This window comes from Actinokineospora globicatena (assembly GCF_024171945.1).
GTDB lineage: Bacteria > Actinomycetota > Actinomycetes > Mycobacteriales > Pseudonocardiaceae > Actinokineospora > Actinokineospora globicatena.
This window is the reverse complement of sequence record NZ_JAMTCR010000002.1, coordinates 1,638,724-1,653,581: the sequence shown is the minus strand read 5'-3', so window position 1 is coordinate 1,653,581 and position 14,858 is coordinate 1,638,724. Positions and strand designations below refer to the sequence as shown.

Here is a 14,858-nt window from a genome sequence, read left to right as displayed (position 1 = left end):
CACCTTCAGGCCCCCATCCCGGTGCCCCGCAGGGCTCACCCGATCGGTCGGTCGACCCAGGCACCGTACCGCTCGACGGTGGCCACGCGGGAGTCGTCGGCCAGCCGGTCCAGCCGGATCAGCAGGTGGTCGGCGGAGAGCCGGTCCGCGCTGCCCTCGCCCCACTCCACGACCACCGCCGACGCGACCAGCTCGGTGTCGAGGTCCAGGTCGTCGAGCTCGTCGAGCGACCCGCCGAGCCGGTAGGCGTCGACGTGCACCATCGGGATGCCCCTGGTCCCGGCGCGGTGCTCGCGGGCGATGATGAACGTCGGGCTGCTGACCCGCCCGGCGACGCCGAGCCCGGCGCCGATGCCCTGCGCGAGCGCGGTCTTGCCCGCGCCGAGCGGCCCGGCGAGCAGCACCAGGTCACCGGCGCGCAGCACTCCGCCGAGCGCGCGCCCGAAGTCGTGCGTGTCGCCCGCGGTGGGCAGTGCCACGGTCTCAGTCCCGGCCACGGGTCCCTCCCTTGCAGCTCTCGCGCAGCAGCGTAGCCAGGTGCTCGTCGACCAGGTCCGCCTGCTCCAGCATCACCAGGTGCCCGGCGCCGGGGACCCGCACCAGGTGGGCGTCGGGCAGTTCGGCGGCGATCCGCTCGGCGTGCGCGAACGGGGTCATCCAGTCGTGGTCGCCGCTGAGCACCAGCACCTGGCAGTGCTTGAGCCCGGCCAGCGCGGCGTACCGGTTGTGGCTGCCCAGGGTGTCGACGAAGTCGGCGAGCACCCGCACCGGCGTCACGTCCAGCAGCTTGACCGCGAAGTCCACCAGCCGGGGGCTGGTGTTGCCGGGGCCGAACCCGATCGTGCGGGCCGCCTGCCGGGTGATGCCGCCGCCAGCGGTGCGGATGAGCTCGACGGCGGCGGGCTGCCACTCGGCGACCCGGCCGAGCACCCTGGTCAGCGGGTTGTACTTGGACAGCAGCGGCCGGGGCAGCCCGCTGCGGCCGACCTCGCCCGCCGAGGTGCCGATCAGCGCGACCCCGGTGACCCGCTCGGCGAACAGCTCCGGGTCGCGCTCGGCCAGCGCCATCACGACCATGCCGCCCATCGAGTGTCCGATGAGGACGATCGGCCCCTCGGGGACGACCGCGCGCACCACCTCGTCGAGGTCGTCGGCGAGCTGGTCGATCGTGCTGGAGGCGGCGTCGGCGCGACCGGAGCGGCCGTGGCTGCGGTGGTCGTAGAGCACCAGCCGCACCCTGGGGTCCACGAGCGCGGCGAGGTCACGGCGCTGGAAGTGCCACGCGAGCCTGCTCATCGCGAACCCGTGGACCAGCACCGCCGTCACCTCCGGGGTGCCGCCGTCGGCCGGGTCGACTTCCTCGTACGACAGCACAACCCCGTCGCTGGCAACGACCGACCCGCTCCGCGTGGGCTTCAACTCCCCCAGCGGTTCGTCCCGGTACGGGTCCTCGTTCGGCGTGCGCTTGCGGACCCCGACAGCGACGGCGGCTGCGGCGGCCGCGAGCACACCCGCGCCGGCGGCGACCTTCCCGATGCGGTTCATTCGCCCACATACCTGCGGCGCACGCGAGGCCGGTACATGCCGGTGACGATCTCGTAGTCGATCGTCCCGATCGCCTCGGCCCACTCGGTCGCGGTCGGCTCACCACGCGCCGCCGAGCCGAACAGGACGACGTCGTCGCCCTCGGACACGTCCGCGTCACCGCAGTCGACGACCACCTGGTCCATGCACACCCGTCCCCGGATCGGCCGCCGCGCACCCGCGAGCAGCACCTCCATGCGGTTGGACAACAACCTCGGCACACCATCGGCGTAGCCCGCGGTGACCAGCGCGAGCGTGGTGTCCTCGGTCGCGGTCCACGTCTGTCCATAGGAGACGGACTCGCCCGCCCGGATCCGCTTGACCAGGGCGACCTGGGAGCGGAACGTCATGACCGGGCGCAGGTCCTCGGGTTGCGCCAACGGGTTGAGCCCGTACATCGCGATGCCGAGCCGCACGATGTCGAAGTGCAGGTCCGGCCGGTTCAGCGTCGCCGCCGAGTTCGCCAGGTGCCGCTTGGGCCGCAGCCCGGCCGACACCGCCTCGTCGTAGGCGTCAGCGAACCGCTTGGCCTGCTCGTCGATCGACGGATGGCCGGGGTCGTCCGCGCAAGCCAGGTGCGACCAGACCGCGTACACCTCGTTGTCCGAAGCCGCCGCGGCGCGCACCAGCTCCGCCCACCGCTCCGGCGGACACCCGTTGCGGCTCAACCCCGTGTCGATCTTCAGGTGCACCCGGGCGCCGGACAGCCGCCGCAGCTGCTCCACAGAGGACACCCCGACGTCCACACCAGCGGCCACCGCCGTCGACATGTCCACATCCGGCCCGTCCAACCAGGACAGAATCGGCGCCGTGATCCCCGCTTCCCGCAAGGCAAGCGCCTCTTCGAGCGAGCACGACCCGAGCCACGTCACGCCCGCCTGCAGTGCGGCCTTGGCAACCGGGACCGCGCCGTGCCCATAACCGTCGGCCTTGACCACGGCCATGCTCTCGGCGCCTGCGGCACGACGCACCAACAGCGACACGTTATGCCGCAACGCATCCAAGTCGATAACAACCTCAGCCCGACTCACGACAACACCGACCGAATCGCATCCGGCAACGCCGAGACGATCGCCGATGCGGGCGCTGGAGCACCCCGAGCGGCCAGTTCACCGGCCCGGACGTGCACGAACGCGGCGCACGCGGCGGCGAGCAGCGGTTCCAGCCCGGCTGCCAGCAACGCGCCGATCATCCCGGACAGCACGTCGCCGGAACCCGCGGTGGCCAGCCAGTGCGACCGGGCGGCGTTCACCAGTACGGCGCCCGTCGGGTCCGCGATCACCGTGACATGCCCCTTGAGCAGCACGGTCACGCTCAACTCGGCCGCCAACTGCAGCGCGGCGGCGACCCGGTCGGTGCCCAGTTCGATCCCGTGCGGTTCGGCGATCCGCGCGAACTCGCGGTCGTGCGGGGTGATCAGCACCGGCGCGTCCGGGTCCTTGGCGTCCCACAGCTGCGGGTTCGCCGCCAGCAGGGTGATCGCGTCGGCGTCCGCGCACACCGGCACGCCCGCGCCGAGGACGTCCCCGAGGACGTCACGCGCGGCCTTGCCGGTCCCCATCCCCGGTCCGGCGACCCAGGCCTGCACCCGTCCCGCGTCCCCGAGCGACCCGGTGGCGATGACCTCCGGCCACCGGCGGCGCACCTCGTCGGCCGCCGAGCCCGCGTACCTGGTCAGCCCCGAGGTCGACAGCACAGCCGCGCCGACCGACAGCACAGCGGCGCCCGGGTAGGTCGACGAACCGGCCGCCACCCCCACGACACCCTGCGTGTACTTGTCGTCCCCGGCCGCTGGCACCGGCCACGCGTCGGCGACGTCCTCGGCCGAGAGCACCGAGAACCGGGGTTCCGGCAGGTCGAGCCCGAGGTCGACCAGGTGCACCTCGCCGCAGCGCCCGCCGGCCAGGAAGTGCACCGGCTTGCGCCCGCCGAAGGTGACCGTCACATCGGCCGTCACCGCCGGTCCGGTCACGGCGCCGGTGTCCGGGTCGACCCCGCTGGGCAGGTCGACCGCCACGACCGGCGCGCGGACCCGGGCGACGACCGCGGCGGCGTCCGGCCGCAGCGGGCCGCTCGCCGACAACCCCACGATCCCGTCGATCACCAGGTCCGCGAAGTCGACGTCCTCGGGCGTGCCGACCCGACCACCCGCGCGCTTGAGCGCCGCCAGCCCCTCGGCGTGCGCGCGGTCCGGCGCGAGCAGCACCGCCGTCACGCCGACCCCGCGCTTGCGCAGGTACGCGCCTGCCCACAGCGCGTCGCCACCGTTGTCGCCCGCGCCGACCAGCAGGACCACCCGCCGCCCGGACACGCCGCCGCACCGCCGGTCCAGTAACCCGGCCGCGTGCAGCGCGACGGCGTGCGCGGCGCGGCGCATGAGGGCGCCTGGCGCGGTCGCGGCCAAGACCTGCGCCTCGGCCTCGCGGACAGCGGTGGTGGTCCAGACGCCCAGCAAACGCGGCTCCTATTCGACGGTGACCGACTTGGCCAGGTTGCGCGGCTTGTCCACGTCGTAGCCCCGGGACCTGGCGATCTCGGCGGCGAGGACCTGCAGCGGCACGGTCGAGACCAGCGGCTGCAGCAGCGTGGGCACGGCAGGGACCTCGATCAGCTCGTCGGCGTAGGGCCGCACCGTGTCGTCGCCCTCCTCGGCGATGACGATGGTGCGCGCACCCCTGGCCTGGATCTCGCTGATGTTGGACACCAGCTTCGAGTGCAGCACCGCCCGGCCCTTGGGCGAGGGCATGACCACGACCACCGGCAGGCCCGGCTCGATCAGCGCGATCGGGCCGTGCTTGAGCTCACCGGCGGCGAAGCCCTCGGCGTGCATGTACGCCAGTTCCTTGAGCTTGAGCGCGCCCTCCAGGGCCACCGGGTAGCCGACGTGCCTGCCGAGGAACAGCACGGCCTTGGCATCGGAGAGCTCCCGGCCCAGTGCCTGGACCTGGGCGGTGGTGCCCAGCACCCGGCGCACGGCGTCGGGCATGGCGGACAGCTCGTGGAACTCGCGGGCCACCTCGTCGGGGTACTTGGTGCCGCGCGCCTGCGCCAGGGCCAGGCCGACCAGGTAGTTCGCCGCGATCTGGGCCAGGAACGCCTTGGTGGAGGCGACCCCGATCTCGGGCCCGGCGTGGGTGTAGAGCACCGCGTCGGACTCACGCGGGATCTGCGCGCCGTTGGTGTTGCAGACCGCAAGCACCCTGGCCTTCTGCTCACGCGCGTGCCGGACGGCCTCCAGCGTGTCGGCGGTCTCACCGGACTGGGAGACGGCGACGACGAGGGTGTCGCGGTCGAGCACCGGGTCGCGGTAGCGGAACTCCGAGGCCAGCTCGACCTCGACCGGCAGCCGGGTCCAGTGCTCGATGGCGTACTTGGCGACCAGCCCGGAGTGGTACGCCGAACCGCAGGCCACCACGAACACCTTGTCGACGTCGCGCAGGTCCTGGTCGGACAGGCGCTGCTCGTCGAGCACGATCCGGCCGCCCGCGAAGTGCCCGCGCAGGGTGTCGGCGAGGGCCGTGGGCTGCTCGTCGATCTCCTTGAGCATGAAGTACTCGTGGCCGCCCTTCTCAGCGGCGGAGAGGTCCCAGTCGACGGTGAACGGCTTCGCGGGGGCGGGCTCGCCGTGGAAGTCGAGCACCTCGTAGCCGTCGCGGGTGATCAGCACCAGCTGGTCCTGGCCCAGCTCGACGGCCTCGCGGGTGTGCTCGATGAACGCGGCCACGTCGGAGGCGACGAAGGTCTCGCCGTCGCCGATGCCGACCACCAGCGGCGAGCTGCGCCGGGCGGCGACGATCAGGTCCGGCACGTCGGCGTGCGTGACGACCAGGGTGAACGCCCCGTCCAGGCGGCGGCACACCAGCCGGACGCTGGCGGGCAGGTCGCCCCGGGTGTCGCCGTCGGCGTAGGCGCGGGCCACCAGGTGGGCCACGGTCTCGGAGTCGGTGTCGCTGGACAGCTCGACCCCGGCCGCCTCCAGCTCGGCGCGCAGCGCGGCGAAGTTCTCGATGATCCCGTTGTGCACGACGGCGACCCGGCCGGTGGTGTCGCGGTGCGGGTGGGAGTTGCGGTCGACCGGGGCGCCGTGGGTGGCCCACCGGGTGTGGCCCATGCCCGCGGTGCCCGCGAACCCGTCCCGGCCCACCTCGTCCAGCCTGGCCTCCAGGTTCGCCAGCCTGCCCGCCTTGCGCTCGACGGCGAGGCCGTCCCCGGACAGGACCGCGACCCCGGCCGAGTCGTACCCCCGGTACTCGAGCCTGCGCAGCCCGGCGAGCACCACGTCGAGAGCCGGTCTGTGCCCCACATATCCCACGATTCCGCACACGCGCACCAGGGTAACGACCGGAAAGCTCGACCACCGATAGGCTTGCCCCATGGCACGCACGGCCAAGCACCTGCTCGACGAGCTCACCCGCCGGGGTCCGCACCAGGTTCTGCGCGGCGACCTGGCGTTGGTCGGCCTGCCGGGAGTGGTGTTCACCCCAGCGGCGGGCCTCGGCCTCCCGGCCATCGCCTTCGGGCACGGCTGGCTGCAGCCCACCAGCCGCTACCGGGGCCTGTTCCGGCACCTGGCGTCGTGGGGCGTCGTGGTCGCCGCCCCCGGCACCCACGTCGGCCCGCTCGGGTCGGCCCGGCTGCTGGCCGCCGACCTGCGGACGGCACTGGACGTGTGCGTCGGGGTCCGGCTCGGTGAGGGCGCCATCAGCGTCGACCAGGACCGGCTGGGGTTGGCCGGCCACTCGACCGGCGCCGGTGCCGCTGTCCTGGCCGCCGCCGACGACTCCCGCGTCAAGGCCGTGGCGACCCTGGCCCCGGCCCAGACCAAGCCCTTCGCGACCGACGCCGCCCGGCAGTGCCAGATGCCGTCACTGCACGTGGTCGGCGGGAACGACCTGGTAGCGCCGCCCAGGTCGCACGGGGAGCTGATCGCGCAGTCCTGGGGCGGCCCGACACAGCTGCGGGTCCTGCCGAAGGCCTCGCACCTGGGGTTCGCCGAGGGACGGCACTGGAGCGGCCTGCTCGTGCACGGCAAGGCGGAGCACGCGACCCACCGGATCAGCCGGGCGCTGCTGACGGCGTTCTTCCTGGTCCACCTGACGGGCGAGAAGAAGTACCTGCCGCTGCTGGAGGAATCCACCAAGACCGCCCCGGTCACCTACGAGACGGTGCCGACGCTCGCCGGGTAGGCCCTGGGGTCACCTGGTGGTCATCCAGCTGACGGTGAAGGTGCCGGTGTCCGAGGGGTCCGGGGCGTGGGCGCGGCGCCTGCGGGGACGGTCTTCAGGTTTGGCCATGTCTTGCTCGTAGGTGACGCGGGAGCGGGCCAGTTCGTCGGCCAGGGCGGCGCTGAGCTGCTGGAATGGCGCGCGGATGGCGCGGACCGCGGGGTCGTCGTCGTTGAGCACGGGTCAGCCCCTGGCTCGGTTGGCCGGGTCCTCGCCGACGATGCCGTCGAAGCGGGAGGCGGGGTCCTCGTCGTCGAAGAGGCTGCCGACCAGGCGCCATTGGCTGGACTTGCGTTCGGTGTCACCGCCACCACCGCCTGCGCCGCCGCCCATACCCCCACCCATGCCGCCGCCCATCATCCCGCCGCTGGTGCCAGGGCCGGCGCTCTGCGCGGCTGGGGCTTGGCGTTGGGGCTCGGTGGCGGGTGGGGCTTCGGCGCCAGTTGCCATGCCAGGGCCCAGTTCCTGACCGGCCGCGCTGTGTCCACTGGAGACTCCCGGGCCGCCGGTGTGTCCACTTGCGACCGGAGCGCCGGTGGACTGTGCTGCTGCGGGCTCGGGTTGAGGCTGGGGCTGGGGCTGGGCAGGTGTGGGCTCGGGCTTGGGTTGGCGTAGGCCGTCAATCACGTACTGCTTGCCGTCGACCGAGACCGCCACCGAGTCCTGGCGAGCGGTCACTGCGACGGCGGGCTCTGGGGTGTCCTGGGGCAGCAGCTGGACGAACAGGTCCCAGGTGTCGGTGGTCGCCTTGTGCACGGCGGCCAGGTCGCGCCGGAACCGGGCGATGGCGGCCTCGTAGCGGGAGCAGTACGCGTCCAGGTACTCGATCACCTCGGCGGACGACCACGGTTCCTCGCCCGGCGCGTTCAACGCGTGGGCACCGTGGACCCGCAGCGACTCGACCGGGTTGGCCCGTACCGCGCCGTCGAGCCGGTCGATCTGGGTCAACCGGGTGGGCAGGTGGTCGACCGCGATCCCCCGCACCGTGCCCGCCTGCTCCGCCCAGTCCCGCAACGCCGAACTGACCGCCACCCGCGCCCCGTCAACAGCAGCAGCAAGCCGAACCGCCTTCTCCTGCCACCCCCTCGCCTCACGCGCGAACCCGTCGAACCGCCCCGCAGCCAAATCCCCGCCACGCCCACCCCAGGTGTCGGACAGCCGCCCCCGCAACCCATCAGCCCTATCCCGCACAGCTTCCGCCGCGGCAGCTACCGCGGCCAACCGCTCAGCAGCAGCCTCCAACGCCCCGAAATCCGTGCCACGCAGGTCATCAAGCAACCGCTCATCCCGCGGCCCCCACACCTCCTGCCGCCACCCCCCAACGGCCGCCGGATGCCCCCGCCACCGCTCAAAAACCGCCCCACCCTCCCGAGTGGACAAAGCCCGCCGAACCCCGGCCAACCCCCCATCAATCACCGCATCCGACACCTCACCCCCGACGACCGGCTCCACCAACAACCGCCGCACGGCCGTCACCGCTCACCAGCCCGAGTGATCCGCACAGCGGCGTCCTGGTCGACCTCGATGACCTGTTCGGCGGCCTTGATCAAGCCGGAGACGGCGTTCTCCAGGGCGGGGGCGGCGTTCTCGATCTCGGTGAGGAGGTCGTCTTGCAGTGCGGTGAAGGCGGCTGCGGCGCGGGCGCCCAGGGGGCCGAAGTGGCGTGGGGTGAGGGGTTCGACTCGGGCGTAGGTGGCGATGGCGGTGACCGCGGCTTGGAGGTCGGTGACCTCGGTGGCGAGCGCGGTGACCGCTTCGTGGTCGAGGCGCAGCGTCACTTCAGCGCACCCAGCTCCGGCCGGACCAGTCGTCGTCCTGGTCGTCCGATGGTGCGGGGCGACGCGGGGCGGCAGGTGGGGCAGGCGCAGCGGGCTCGGGGTCGTCGTCGACGCCGAAGGAGAGGACGGAGGGGCGTTGGTCCCTCGTCCACGTGACCGGCTCGGGGACGACCACGGCGGGCAGTGACGGCGGGGTGTGCACCACCGGCGGAGGTGGCGGCGGCGCGGGCCGGTCCTCCTCGTCGCCGAAGCTCAGCACCGTCGGACGGGACTCCCGTGCCCACGTGGTCGGCTTCTCCTCAGCGGCGGCTGCCTGCGCGCGGGCGAACTCGGCCTTGGCCGCCGCGTCCGCCGCCTCGATCGCGGGCAGCTGCTCGGCGGCGAGCCGCTTCTGCTCGGCCACCTCCGCGTCGTGCCGGGCCAGCGCCGCGGCGAACTCCTCGCCGACCTCGTTGACCGTCGCGGTGTACTGCGCGGTGATGTCCTCGTAGCGGGCTAACACCTGCCTGGTCTCCGGAGTCATGCTCACCGGCCCCCGTCGATCGCGCTGCTGATCCTGGACTCCGCCGTGGCGTAGTCGTCGTCGAAGAGCTGGCCGCTGGTGCGCCACTGCGACCCGGCGCGCTCCGAGTCGCCCGACCCGCCGCTGCTACCGCCGCCGCCCATGCCGCCCATCGGCATGCCGCCGAGACCGGACCCGGCCTGACCACCCGCGTGGTCACCGGCACCCGGCTGGGCCGTGGCCAACCCGGCCTCGCCGGAGCCGGACGCGTGCGTGTCGCCGCTGGCCCCGGACAGGTCGCCCTGGTCGGCGCCGCGGTCCAGGTCGTCGAACACGCTGCCCGCCGCGCCCCACGCCCCGGACTGGTCACTGGCCGCGAAGGTCGACTGCGAGCCGCCACCCTGGCCGTCGTACGCGGGCTGGGCCTCGGCCGCGAACCCGCCGCCCTGGTACTCGGAGTAGCCGCCGTTCTGCTGCGCGGGCACCCCCTGGGCAGCCGCCACCGGCTCACCGGACAAACCCTGCGGAGCCGAAGCGGGCCCTCCCGGCTGGGACTCCCCGGGGAGGACGCGCGCACCGGGTTCACCCGGCGCGAAAGCGCTTGCGACCGGCTTGGCCTCGGGCTGCCCCACGGTCGGCGCCGCCGGGTCCTGGTAGTCGACGGTGTAGGTGACCGGCTCGCCGGTACCGTCGTCGACGGTGATCTTCACCGTGTCCGGGTCGTCGGCGGAGCGCTCGGCGGTGATGGTCAGGTCGCCGTCGTGGATCACGGCCTTCCCGTCCGGGCTGGCCTGGATGTGCTGCACACCGTCCTGCCCCGGCACCGGCTGCCCGGACACGGGGTCCAGCACCGGCCGCCCGGTCGCCGGATCCGGCACCGGCTGCCCGGTCACCGGGTCGACCACCGGCTTGCCGGTCGCCGGGTCGACCGCGCCCGGCGTCGACTGCCCGAAGTCGAGCTCGTAGGTCTTCGGCTTCCCGGACCCGTCGTCGACCGTGACGCTGACCTTGCCCTGCCCGTCGGGGCTCTGCACGCTGATCGACCGGTCGCCGTCGGTGATCGTCACCGTCTCCGGCGCGCCGGTGGTCGGCACCTGCGGAGTGCCCGGCACCTGCGGCGTCTCGGGGATGGCCGAGGCGGGGTCGGTCGCACCCGGGGTCGGCGGCTGCGGCATCGCGGGCGGCTCGTAAGCACCACCGCCAGGCCCGCCACCACCGGGACCCCCGCCGGTGTCGCTCGGCCCACCGGCGGTCTGCACCGGCTGCTTGGCCTCAGGCTTCTTGTCCGCGTCCGGCTTCTTCTCCTCCGGCGGCGGCTGGGACGCCCCGGTGAGGCTGAGCTTGCCGAACGGGTCGGCGGTCATGGTGATGGTGGCCGAGTTCAGTTCGTCCCAAGCGGACTCGACGGCCCGGATGGTCTCCTCGATCCGGCGGCGCAGGTTGCCGACGGTGAGGAAGTAGCACTCGCAGAAGTCGTTGAGCTCGCGGCAGATCTGGTCCGACCACCGGTTGTCGCCGTCGGTCAGCCGCACCTGGCCCGGCTGGTGCAGCGACTCGGCCGACTGGGACACGGTTCCCAGGTTGAGCAGGCCCTGGCCGAGTCCGCTGAGGAAGGTCGCCTCCTCCTTGGCGGAGAACCCGGATGCCCAGGTCCCGCTCTCCAGGATGCGGCCCATCTCGTCGATGTAGGTCGCGTACTGGTCGCGCGGGAACATGTCGAACGGCCCGCCGATGGCGTACTTGCCGTACCGGTCGACGATCGGCTTCCCGCCGACGTCGGAGGAATCCGCGAACCCGGCGAGCTTCTCCACAACGGACCGGGTCGCCGAGCGCGCTCCGTCGACGTGGTCGCGCAGCTGGGTCAGCAGCGACTGGTAGTCCATCGACGCGGCGCGCAGGTCGTTGACCTTCGCTGCGGCCGCCTCACCCGCCTTGCTGCTCCACGCGCCCTGCAGCTTCGCGGTGACCGCCCCCGCGGCCCCGTCCATCGCGCCAGCGGCCTTGGCCAGGTTGTCGAGCCTGCCCCGGGCGCCCCAGAGGAAGCCCCAGTTGATGATCTTGAGCTTGTACAGGCCACCCGAGCTGTCGGTCTTCTCCTGCCAGCCGTCCCCGCAGACCGGCTGCGACGACCAGCGGCTGCGGTTGCCGGGCAGGCAGGCCGGGTGGTTGCGCCACTTCTCGTAGAGGAACCCGAGGTAGTCGCGGCCCATGACCTTGAGGAAGTCGTCCAACTTGGCCAGCATGGCCTCGGAGTGGTCCTCGGTGTGCACGTCCGACGGGGTCTGCAGGGCGTCCTGCACCTCGTGGCTGAACTGCTCGGCCATGCTCACGCACCCCCAGCCGCGGTGATGCCCCACGCGTTGTCGACGTCGGTGCCGTCGGTCGCCTTGGCGGAGTCGGTCAGCCGCTTGGCCGCCTCGACGCAGTACTGCTGGGCCTTGCCGACGGACCCGGCGAGCTGCTGGATGACGCCGTTGAGCGCGGTGAACGCGGCCGCGCCGTCAGCGTTCTGGCCGAAGTGCTCGGCCTTGAGCCCGTCCCCCGTGGCGTAGCGCTGCACCCCTTGCAGCGAGACGGCCAGGTCGGCCATGTCCAGCCCGGCGGTCCGCACCACCTCGTGGTCCATCTTCATGGTCTCGTCGAGCGCCACCGCTCCCCCTGACTGTCCTGCCCCTCGATGTGGTCACGCGCTTGGACGCGGCCCGCTGACCTGGGGTGCCGTCACTTACGCAAAGAAGAACCTACTCAGCAATGCTGTGTGACGACCCAGGAATCACTGCATTAACTCAAGGGAGGCGGGCCGGAATCGTCTGGCGGGAGCAGCTCCCGCTCCTGCTCGGCGCGCAGTTCGCGTTCGCGGCGCTGCTTCTCCGTGGCCCTCGCCACAACGACGACCGTCACCAGGACCAGGCCGACCATGACCACGATCAGGAACTCGGACAACCCGATGCTCACCACGGCCCCCTCTCGGCGCGGGCATCGTAACGACGCCCCGCGCCAAGGGGTTAGGACTCAGCGCACTAACGAACGTCCGCGACGACGGCGGCCAGGCGGTCGGCGGCGGTGCGCGCGGCCTCCTCGTTGGCGGCCTCGACCATGACCCGGACCAGCTGCTCGGTGCCCGACGGGCGCAGCAGCACCCGGCCGGTGTCGCCCAGCTCGGCCTCCACGGCCGCCACGGCCGTGCTGACCAGCGGGGACGCCGCGACGGTCGCCTTGTCGGTGACCCGGACGTTGACCAGCACCTGCGGCATCCTGGTCATCACCCCGGCCAGGTCGGCCAGCGAGCGGCCGGTGGCGGCGACCCTGGCCATCAGCCGCATCGCGGTGAGCAGTCCGTCGCCGGTGGTGGCGTGGGCGGGGATGAGCACGTGGCCGGACTGCTCGCCGCCCAGCGCGAGGCCGGTGGCCCGCAGCTCCTCCAGCACGTACCGGTCGCCGACGGCGGTGGTGCGCAGCTTCACCCCGGCGTCGCGCATGGCCACGTGCAGGCCCAGGTTGCTCATCACGGTGACCACGAAGCTGTCGTCGACCAGCTCGCCCGCCTCGCGCATGGCCAGCGCGAGCACGACCATGATCTGGTCGCCGTCGATGTCGGCGCCGGTGGCGTCCACGGCCAGGCAGCGGTCGGCGTCGCCGTCGTGCGCGATGCCCAGGTCGGCGCCCTCGGCGACCACGGCGGCGCGCAGGTCGTCGAGGTGGGTCGAGCCGCAGCCGTCGTTGATGTTCTCGCCGTCGGGCAGGGCGTGGATCGCGATGACCTCGGCGCCCGCCTCCCGGTAGGCCTGCGGGGCGGCGGCCCAGGCGGCCCCGTTGGCGCAGTCGACGACGACCTTGAGGCCGTCGAGCCGGTTCGGGGTCGCGGCGAGCAGGTGCGCGATGTAGCGGTCGTGCGCGTCGGCGATGTCGTAGATCCGGCCGACACCCGCGCCCGTGGGGCGGTCGGCGGGCGCGGCGAGCGCGGCCTCGATCTCGTCCTCGACGGTGTCGGGCAGCTTCTGGCCACCGGCGGCGAAGAACTTGATGCCGTTGTCCGGCATCGGGTTGTGCGAGGCGGAGATCATCACGCCCAGGTCGGCGCCCAGGTCACCAACGAGGAACGCCACCGCGGGGGTGGGCAGCACGCCCACCTGCATCACGTCGACCCCGGCCGAGGCCAGCCCGGCGGCCACCGCCGCCTGCAGCATCTCGCCGCTGGCCCGCGGGTCGCGACCGACCACGGCGACCGGGCGGTGCGCGCCGTCGTGGGCGGTCAGCACGCGGGCCGCCGCCGCGGCGACGGACAGCGCCAGTTCCGGGGTGAGCTCGGAGTTGGCGAGGCCGCGCACGCCATCGGTGCCGAAGAGTCGAGCCATGGACGGGTTCCTCCGCGTGTGGGGACGGGCTGGGAGGCAGGGTTGGTCGCGCGCCGGGGACGAAATCGGGCCTGACCTGGGGAAAAGCACAGCGGGAGCAGCGTGTTCGATGTCGCGAACGTGCTGCTCCCGCTGGGTGGTGCCGGTGCTGCCGCCGAAGGTCAGCGCTTGCTGTACTGCGGCGCCTTGCGGGCCTTCTTCAGGCCGTACTTCTTGCGCTCCTTGGCCCGCGGGTCACGGGTGAGGAAGCCTGCCTTCTTCAGGACCGGGCGGTCCTCGGAGTCCAGCTCGATCAGCGCGCGGGCGATCGCCAGCCGCAGCGCACCGGCCTGGCCGGTGATGCCGCCGCCGTGCAGGATCGCGCGGATGTCGAAGGACTCGGGCTTCTCGACGACCACGAGCGGCTCGCGGATGAGCTGCTGGTGGACCTTGTTCGGGAAGTAGTCCTCGAGCGACTTGCCGTTGAGCTGGAACTTGCCGCTGCCCGGGGTGATCCGGACGCGGACGATGGCCTGCTTGCGGCGGCCGACCGTCTGCGCGGTCTCCGACGTCAGGTGCGGCAGCGCCGGGGCCTCGGCCTCGTCGGCCTCGTCGTCGAGCGCGTCGAACTCGGCGACCGCGGTCGCCTCGTCGGCGACCGGGGCCTCGTCGGCGTCGACGGCCTGGCCCTCGTCAGCCTGGGACTCCTCGACCGGCGCCTCCTCGGCGGCGGGCGCGTCGTCGGTCTCGACGGGGGCAGCGGTGTCCTCGACGGCGGCGTCGGCTTCGACGGCCTCGGGGTTCACGGCGTCGTCACTCACTTGGCGACCTTCGCAATCTCGAACGGCGTGGGCTGCTGGGCGGTGTGCGGGTGCTCGGGGCCTGCGTAGACCTTGAGCTTCTTGCCCTGCGCACGGCCGAGCTTGTTCTTGGGGAGCATGCCCTTGACGACCTTCTCGAGCAGCCGGTCGGGGCGGGTGTCGAGCAGCTCGCCGAAGGACCGCTTGCGCAGACCGCCGGGGTAGCCGCTGTGCCGGTAGGCGAACGCCTGGTCCCGCTTGTTGCCGGTGAGGACAACCTTCTCCGCGTTGACGATGACGACGAAGTCGCCGGTGTCCACGTGGGGGGCGTAAGTGGGCTTGTGCTTGCCGCGAAGGAGCGTCGCGACGTGCGTGGCGAGACGACCGAGCACCACGTCCTCGGCGTCGATCACGTGCCAGGCTCGGTCGACCTCGCCGGGCTTAGGGCTGTACGTGGGCACGGGTCTACCTCATCGTCAACATGCGTCATGGGTGCCTGTGCGGGCATCACCCCTGGGCGAACGGGTCGCCCAGAAGCGCGCAACGCGGCTCGACTCGCACTGAACAAGCCGAGCTTTACGCCCCGCGCCGCACAACAACGTAAGAAGATACCGGGTGCCCGTTGGAGGGTCAAA

At 72.7% G+C, this 14,858-nt stretch carries 16 protein-coding genes; 1 reads left to right on the top strand and 15 read right to left on the bottom strand.

The window, feature by feature from the left end; genetic code table 11:
- Positions 1-35: 35 nt before the first annotated feature.
- The 5 genes from tsaE to glmS are packed head-to-tail and all read right to left on the bottom strand — an operon-like array spanning position 36 to position 5,908.
- Positions 36-497, bottom strand: a complete 462-nt coding sequence (gene tsaE, locus LV79_RS08070; protein ID WP_253833710.1) for a tRNA (adenosine(37)-N6)-threonylcarbamoyltransferase complex ATPase subunit type 1 TsaE — start codon at positions 495-497, stop codon at positions 36-38.
- Positions 484-1,545, bottom strand: a complete 1,062-nt coding sequence (locus LV79_RS08065; protein ID WP_253833708.1) for an alpha/beta fold hydrolase — start codon at positions 1,543-1,545, stop codon at positions 484-486. Before LV79_RS08065 ends, tsaE begins: the two co-directional genes overlap by 14 nt.
- Complete coding sequence (gene alr, locus LV79_RS08060) at positions 1,542-2,615, bottom strand: alanine racemase (RefSeq protein ID WP_253833707.1); 1,074 nt, start codon at positions 2,613-2,615, stop codon at positions 1,542-1,544. Before alr ends, LV79_RS08065 begins: the two co-directional genes overlap by 4 nt.
- Positions 2,612-4,039, bottom strand: coding sequence for an NAD(P)H-hydrate dehydratase (locus LV79_RS08055; RefSeq protein ID WP_253833706.1), 1,428 nt, complete (start codon positions 4,037-4,039; stop codon positions 2,612-2,614). Before LV79_RS08055 ends, alr begins: the two co-directional genes overlap by 4 nt.
- Positions 4,040-4,048: 9 nt before the next feature.
- Entirely contained in the window at positions 4,049-5,908 is a 1,860-nt protein-coding gene (glmS, locus tag LV79_RS08050) for a glutamine--fructose-6-phosphate transaminase (isomerizing) (RefSeq protein ID WP_253833704.1), read from the bottom strand.
- Between the two features lie 49 nt (positions 5,909-5,957).
- Here glmS and LV79_RS08045 point away from each other — a divergent pair, with 49 nt between their 5' ends.
- A complete protein-coding gene (locus LV79_RS08045) occupies positions 5,958-6,770 on the top strand; it encodes a dienelactone hydrolase family protein (RefSeq protein WP_253833703.1) in 813 nt (270 codons plus the stop codon).
- A gap of 9 nt (positions 6,771-6,779) precedes the next feature.
- Here LV79_RS08045 and LV79_RS08040 read toward each other — a convergent pair whose 3' ends face one another.
- The 10 genes from LV79_RS08040 to rplM all read right to left on the bottom strand — a co-directional run bounded on the left by LV79_RS08040 (position 6,780) and on the right by rplM (position 14,684).
- The gene (locus LV79_RS08040; RefSeq protein ID WP_253833702.1) at positions 6,780-6,989 is read right to left on the bottom strand and encodes a hypothetical protein; all 210 of its coding nucleotides are present in this window, start codon (positions 6,987-6,989) and stop codon (positions 6,780-6,782) included.
- Positions 6,990-6,992: 3 nt separating this feature from the next.
- A complete protein-coding gene (locus tag LV79_RS08035) occupies positions 6,993-8,087 on the bottom strand; it encodes a hypothetical protein (protein WP_253833701.1) in 1,095 nt (364 codons plus the stop codon).
- A 194-nt stretch (positions 8,088-8,281) separates the two neighbouring features.
- On the bottom strand, positions 8,282-8,587 hold the full coding sequence (locus LV79_RS08030; RefSeq protein ID WP_253833700.1) for a hypothetical protein: 306 nt from the start codon (positions 8,585-8,587) through the stop codon (positions 8,282-8,284).
- A gap of 1 nt (position 8,588) precedes the next feature.
- Entirely contained in the window at positions 8,589-9,116 is a 528-nt protein-coding gene (locus tag LV79_RS08025) for a hypothetical protein (protein WP_253833699.1), read from the bottom strand.
- A complete protein-coding gene (locus LV79_RS08020; RefSeq protein ID WP_253833698.1) occupies positions 9,113-11,413 on the bottom strand; it encodes a hypothetical protein in 2,301 nt (766 codons plus the stop codon). The genes LV79_RS08025 and LV79_RS08020 overlap by 4 nt, the downstream gene beginning before the upstream one ends.
- A gap of 2 nt (positions 11,414-11,415) precedes the next feature.
- Complete coding sequence (locus tag LV79_RS08015) at positions 11,416-11,739, bottom strand: hypothetical protein (protein WP_253833697.1); 324 nt, start codon at positions 11,737-11,739, stop codon at positions 11,416-11,418.
- Between the two features lie 131 nt (positions 11,740-11,870).
- Entirely contained in the window at positions 11,871-12,044 is a 174-nt protein-coding gene (locus LV79_RS08010; RefSeq protein WP_253833695.1) for a hypothetical protein, read from the bottom strand.
- A gap of 65 nt (positions 12,045-12,109) precedes the next feature.
- On the bottom strand, positions 12,110-13,444 hold the full coding sequence (gene glmM / locus LV79_RS08005) for a phosphoglucosamine mutase (RefSeq protein ID WP_253833693.1): 1,335 nt from the start codon (positions 13,442-13,444) through the stop codon (positions 12,110-12,112).
- A 161-nt stretch (positions 13,445-13,605) separates the two neighbouring features.
- Positions 13,606-14,244: a 30S ribosomal protein S9 gene (gene rpsI, locus LV79_RS34370; RefSeq protein ID WP_285469436.1), complete on the bottom strand. Its 639-nt coding sequence runs from the start codon at positions 14,242-14,244 to the stop codon at positions 13,606-13,608.
- Entirely contained in the window at positions 14,241-14,684 is a 444-nt protein-coding gene (rplM, locus tag LV79_RS07995; RefSeq protein ID WP_253833691.1) for a 50S ribosomal protein L13, read from the bottom strand. The genes rpsI and rplM overlap by 4 nt, the downstream gene beginning before the upstream one ends.
- Between the last annotated feature and the right edge of the window lie 174 nt (positions 14,685-14,858).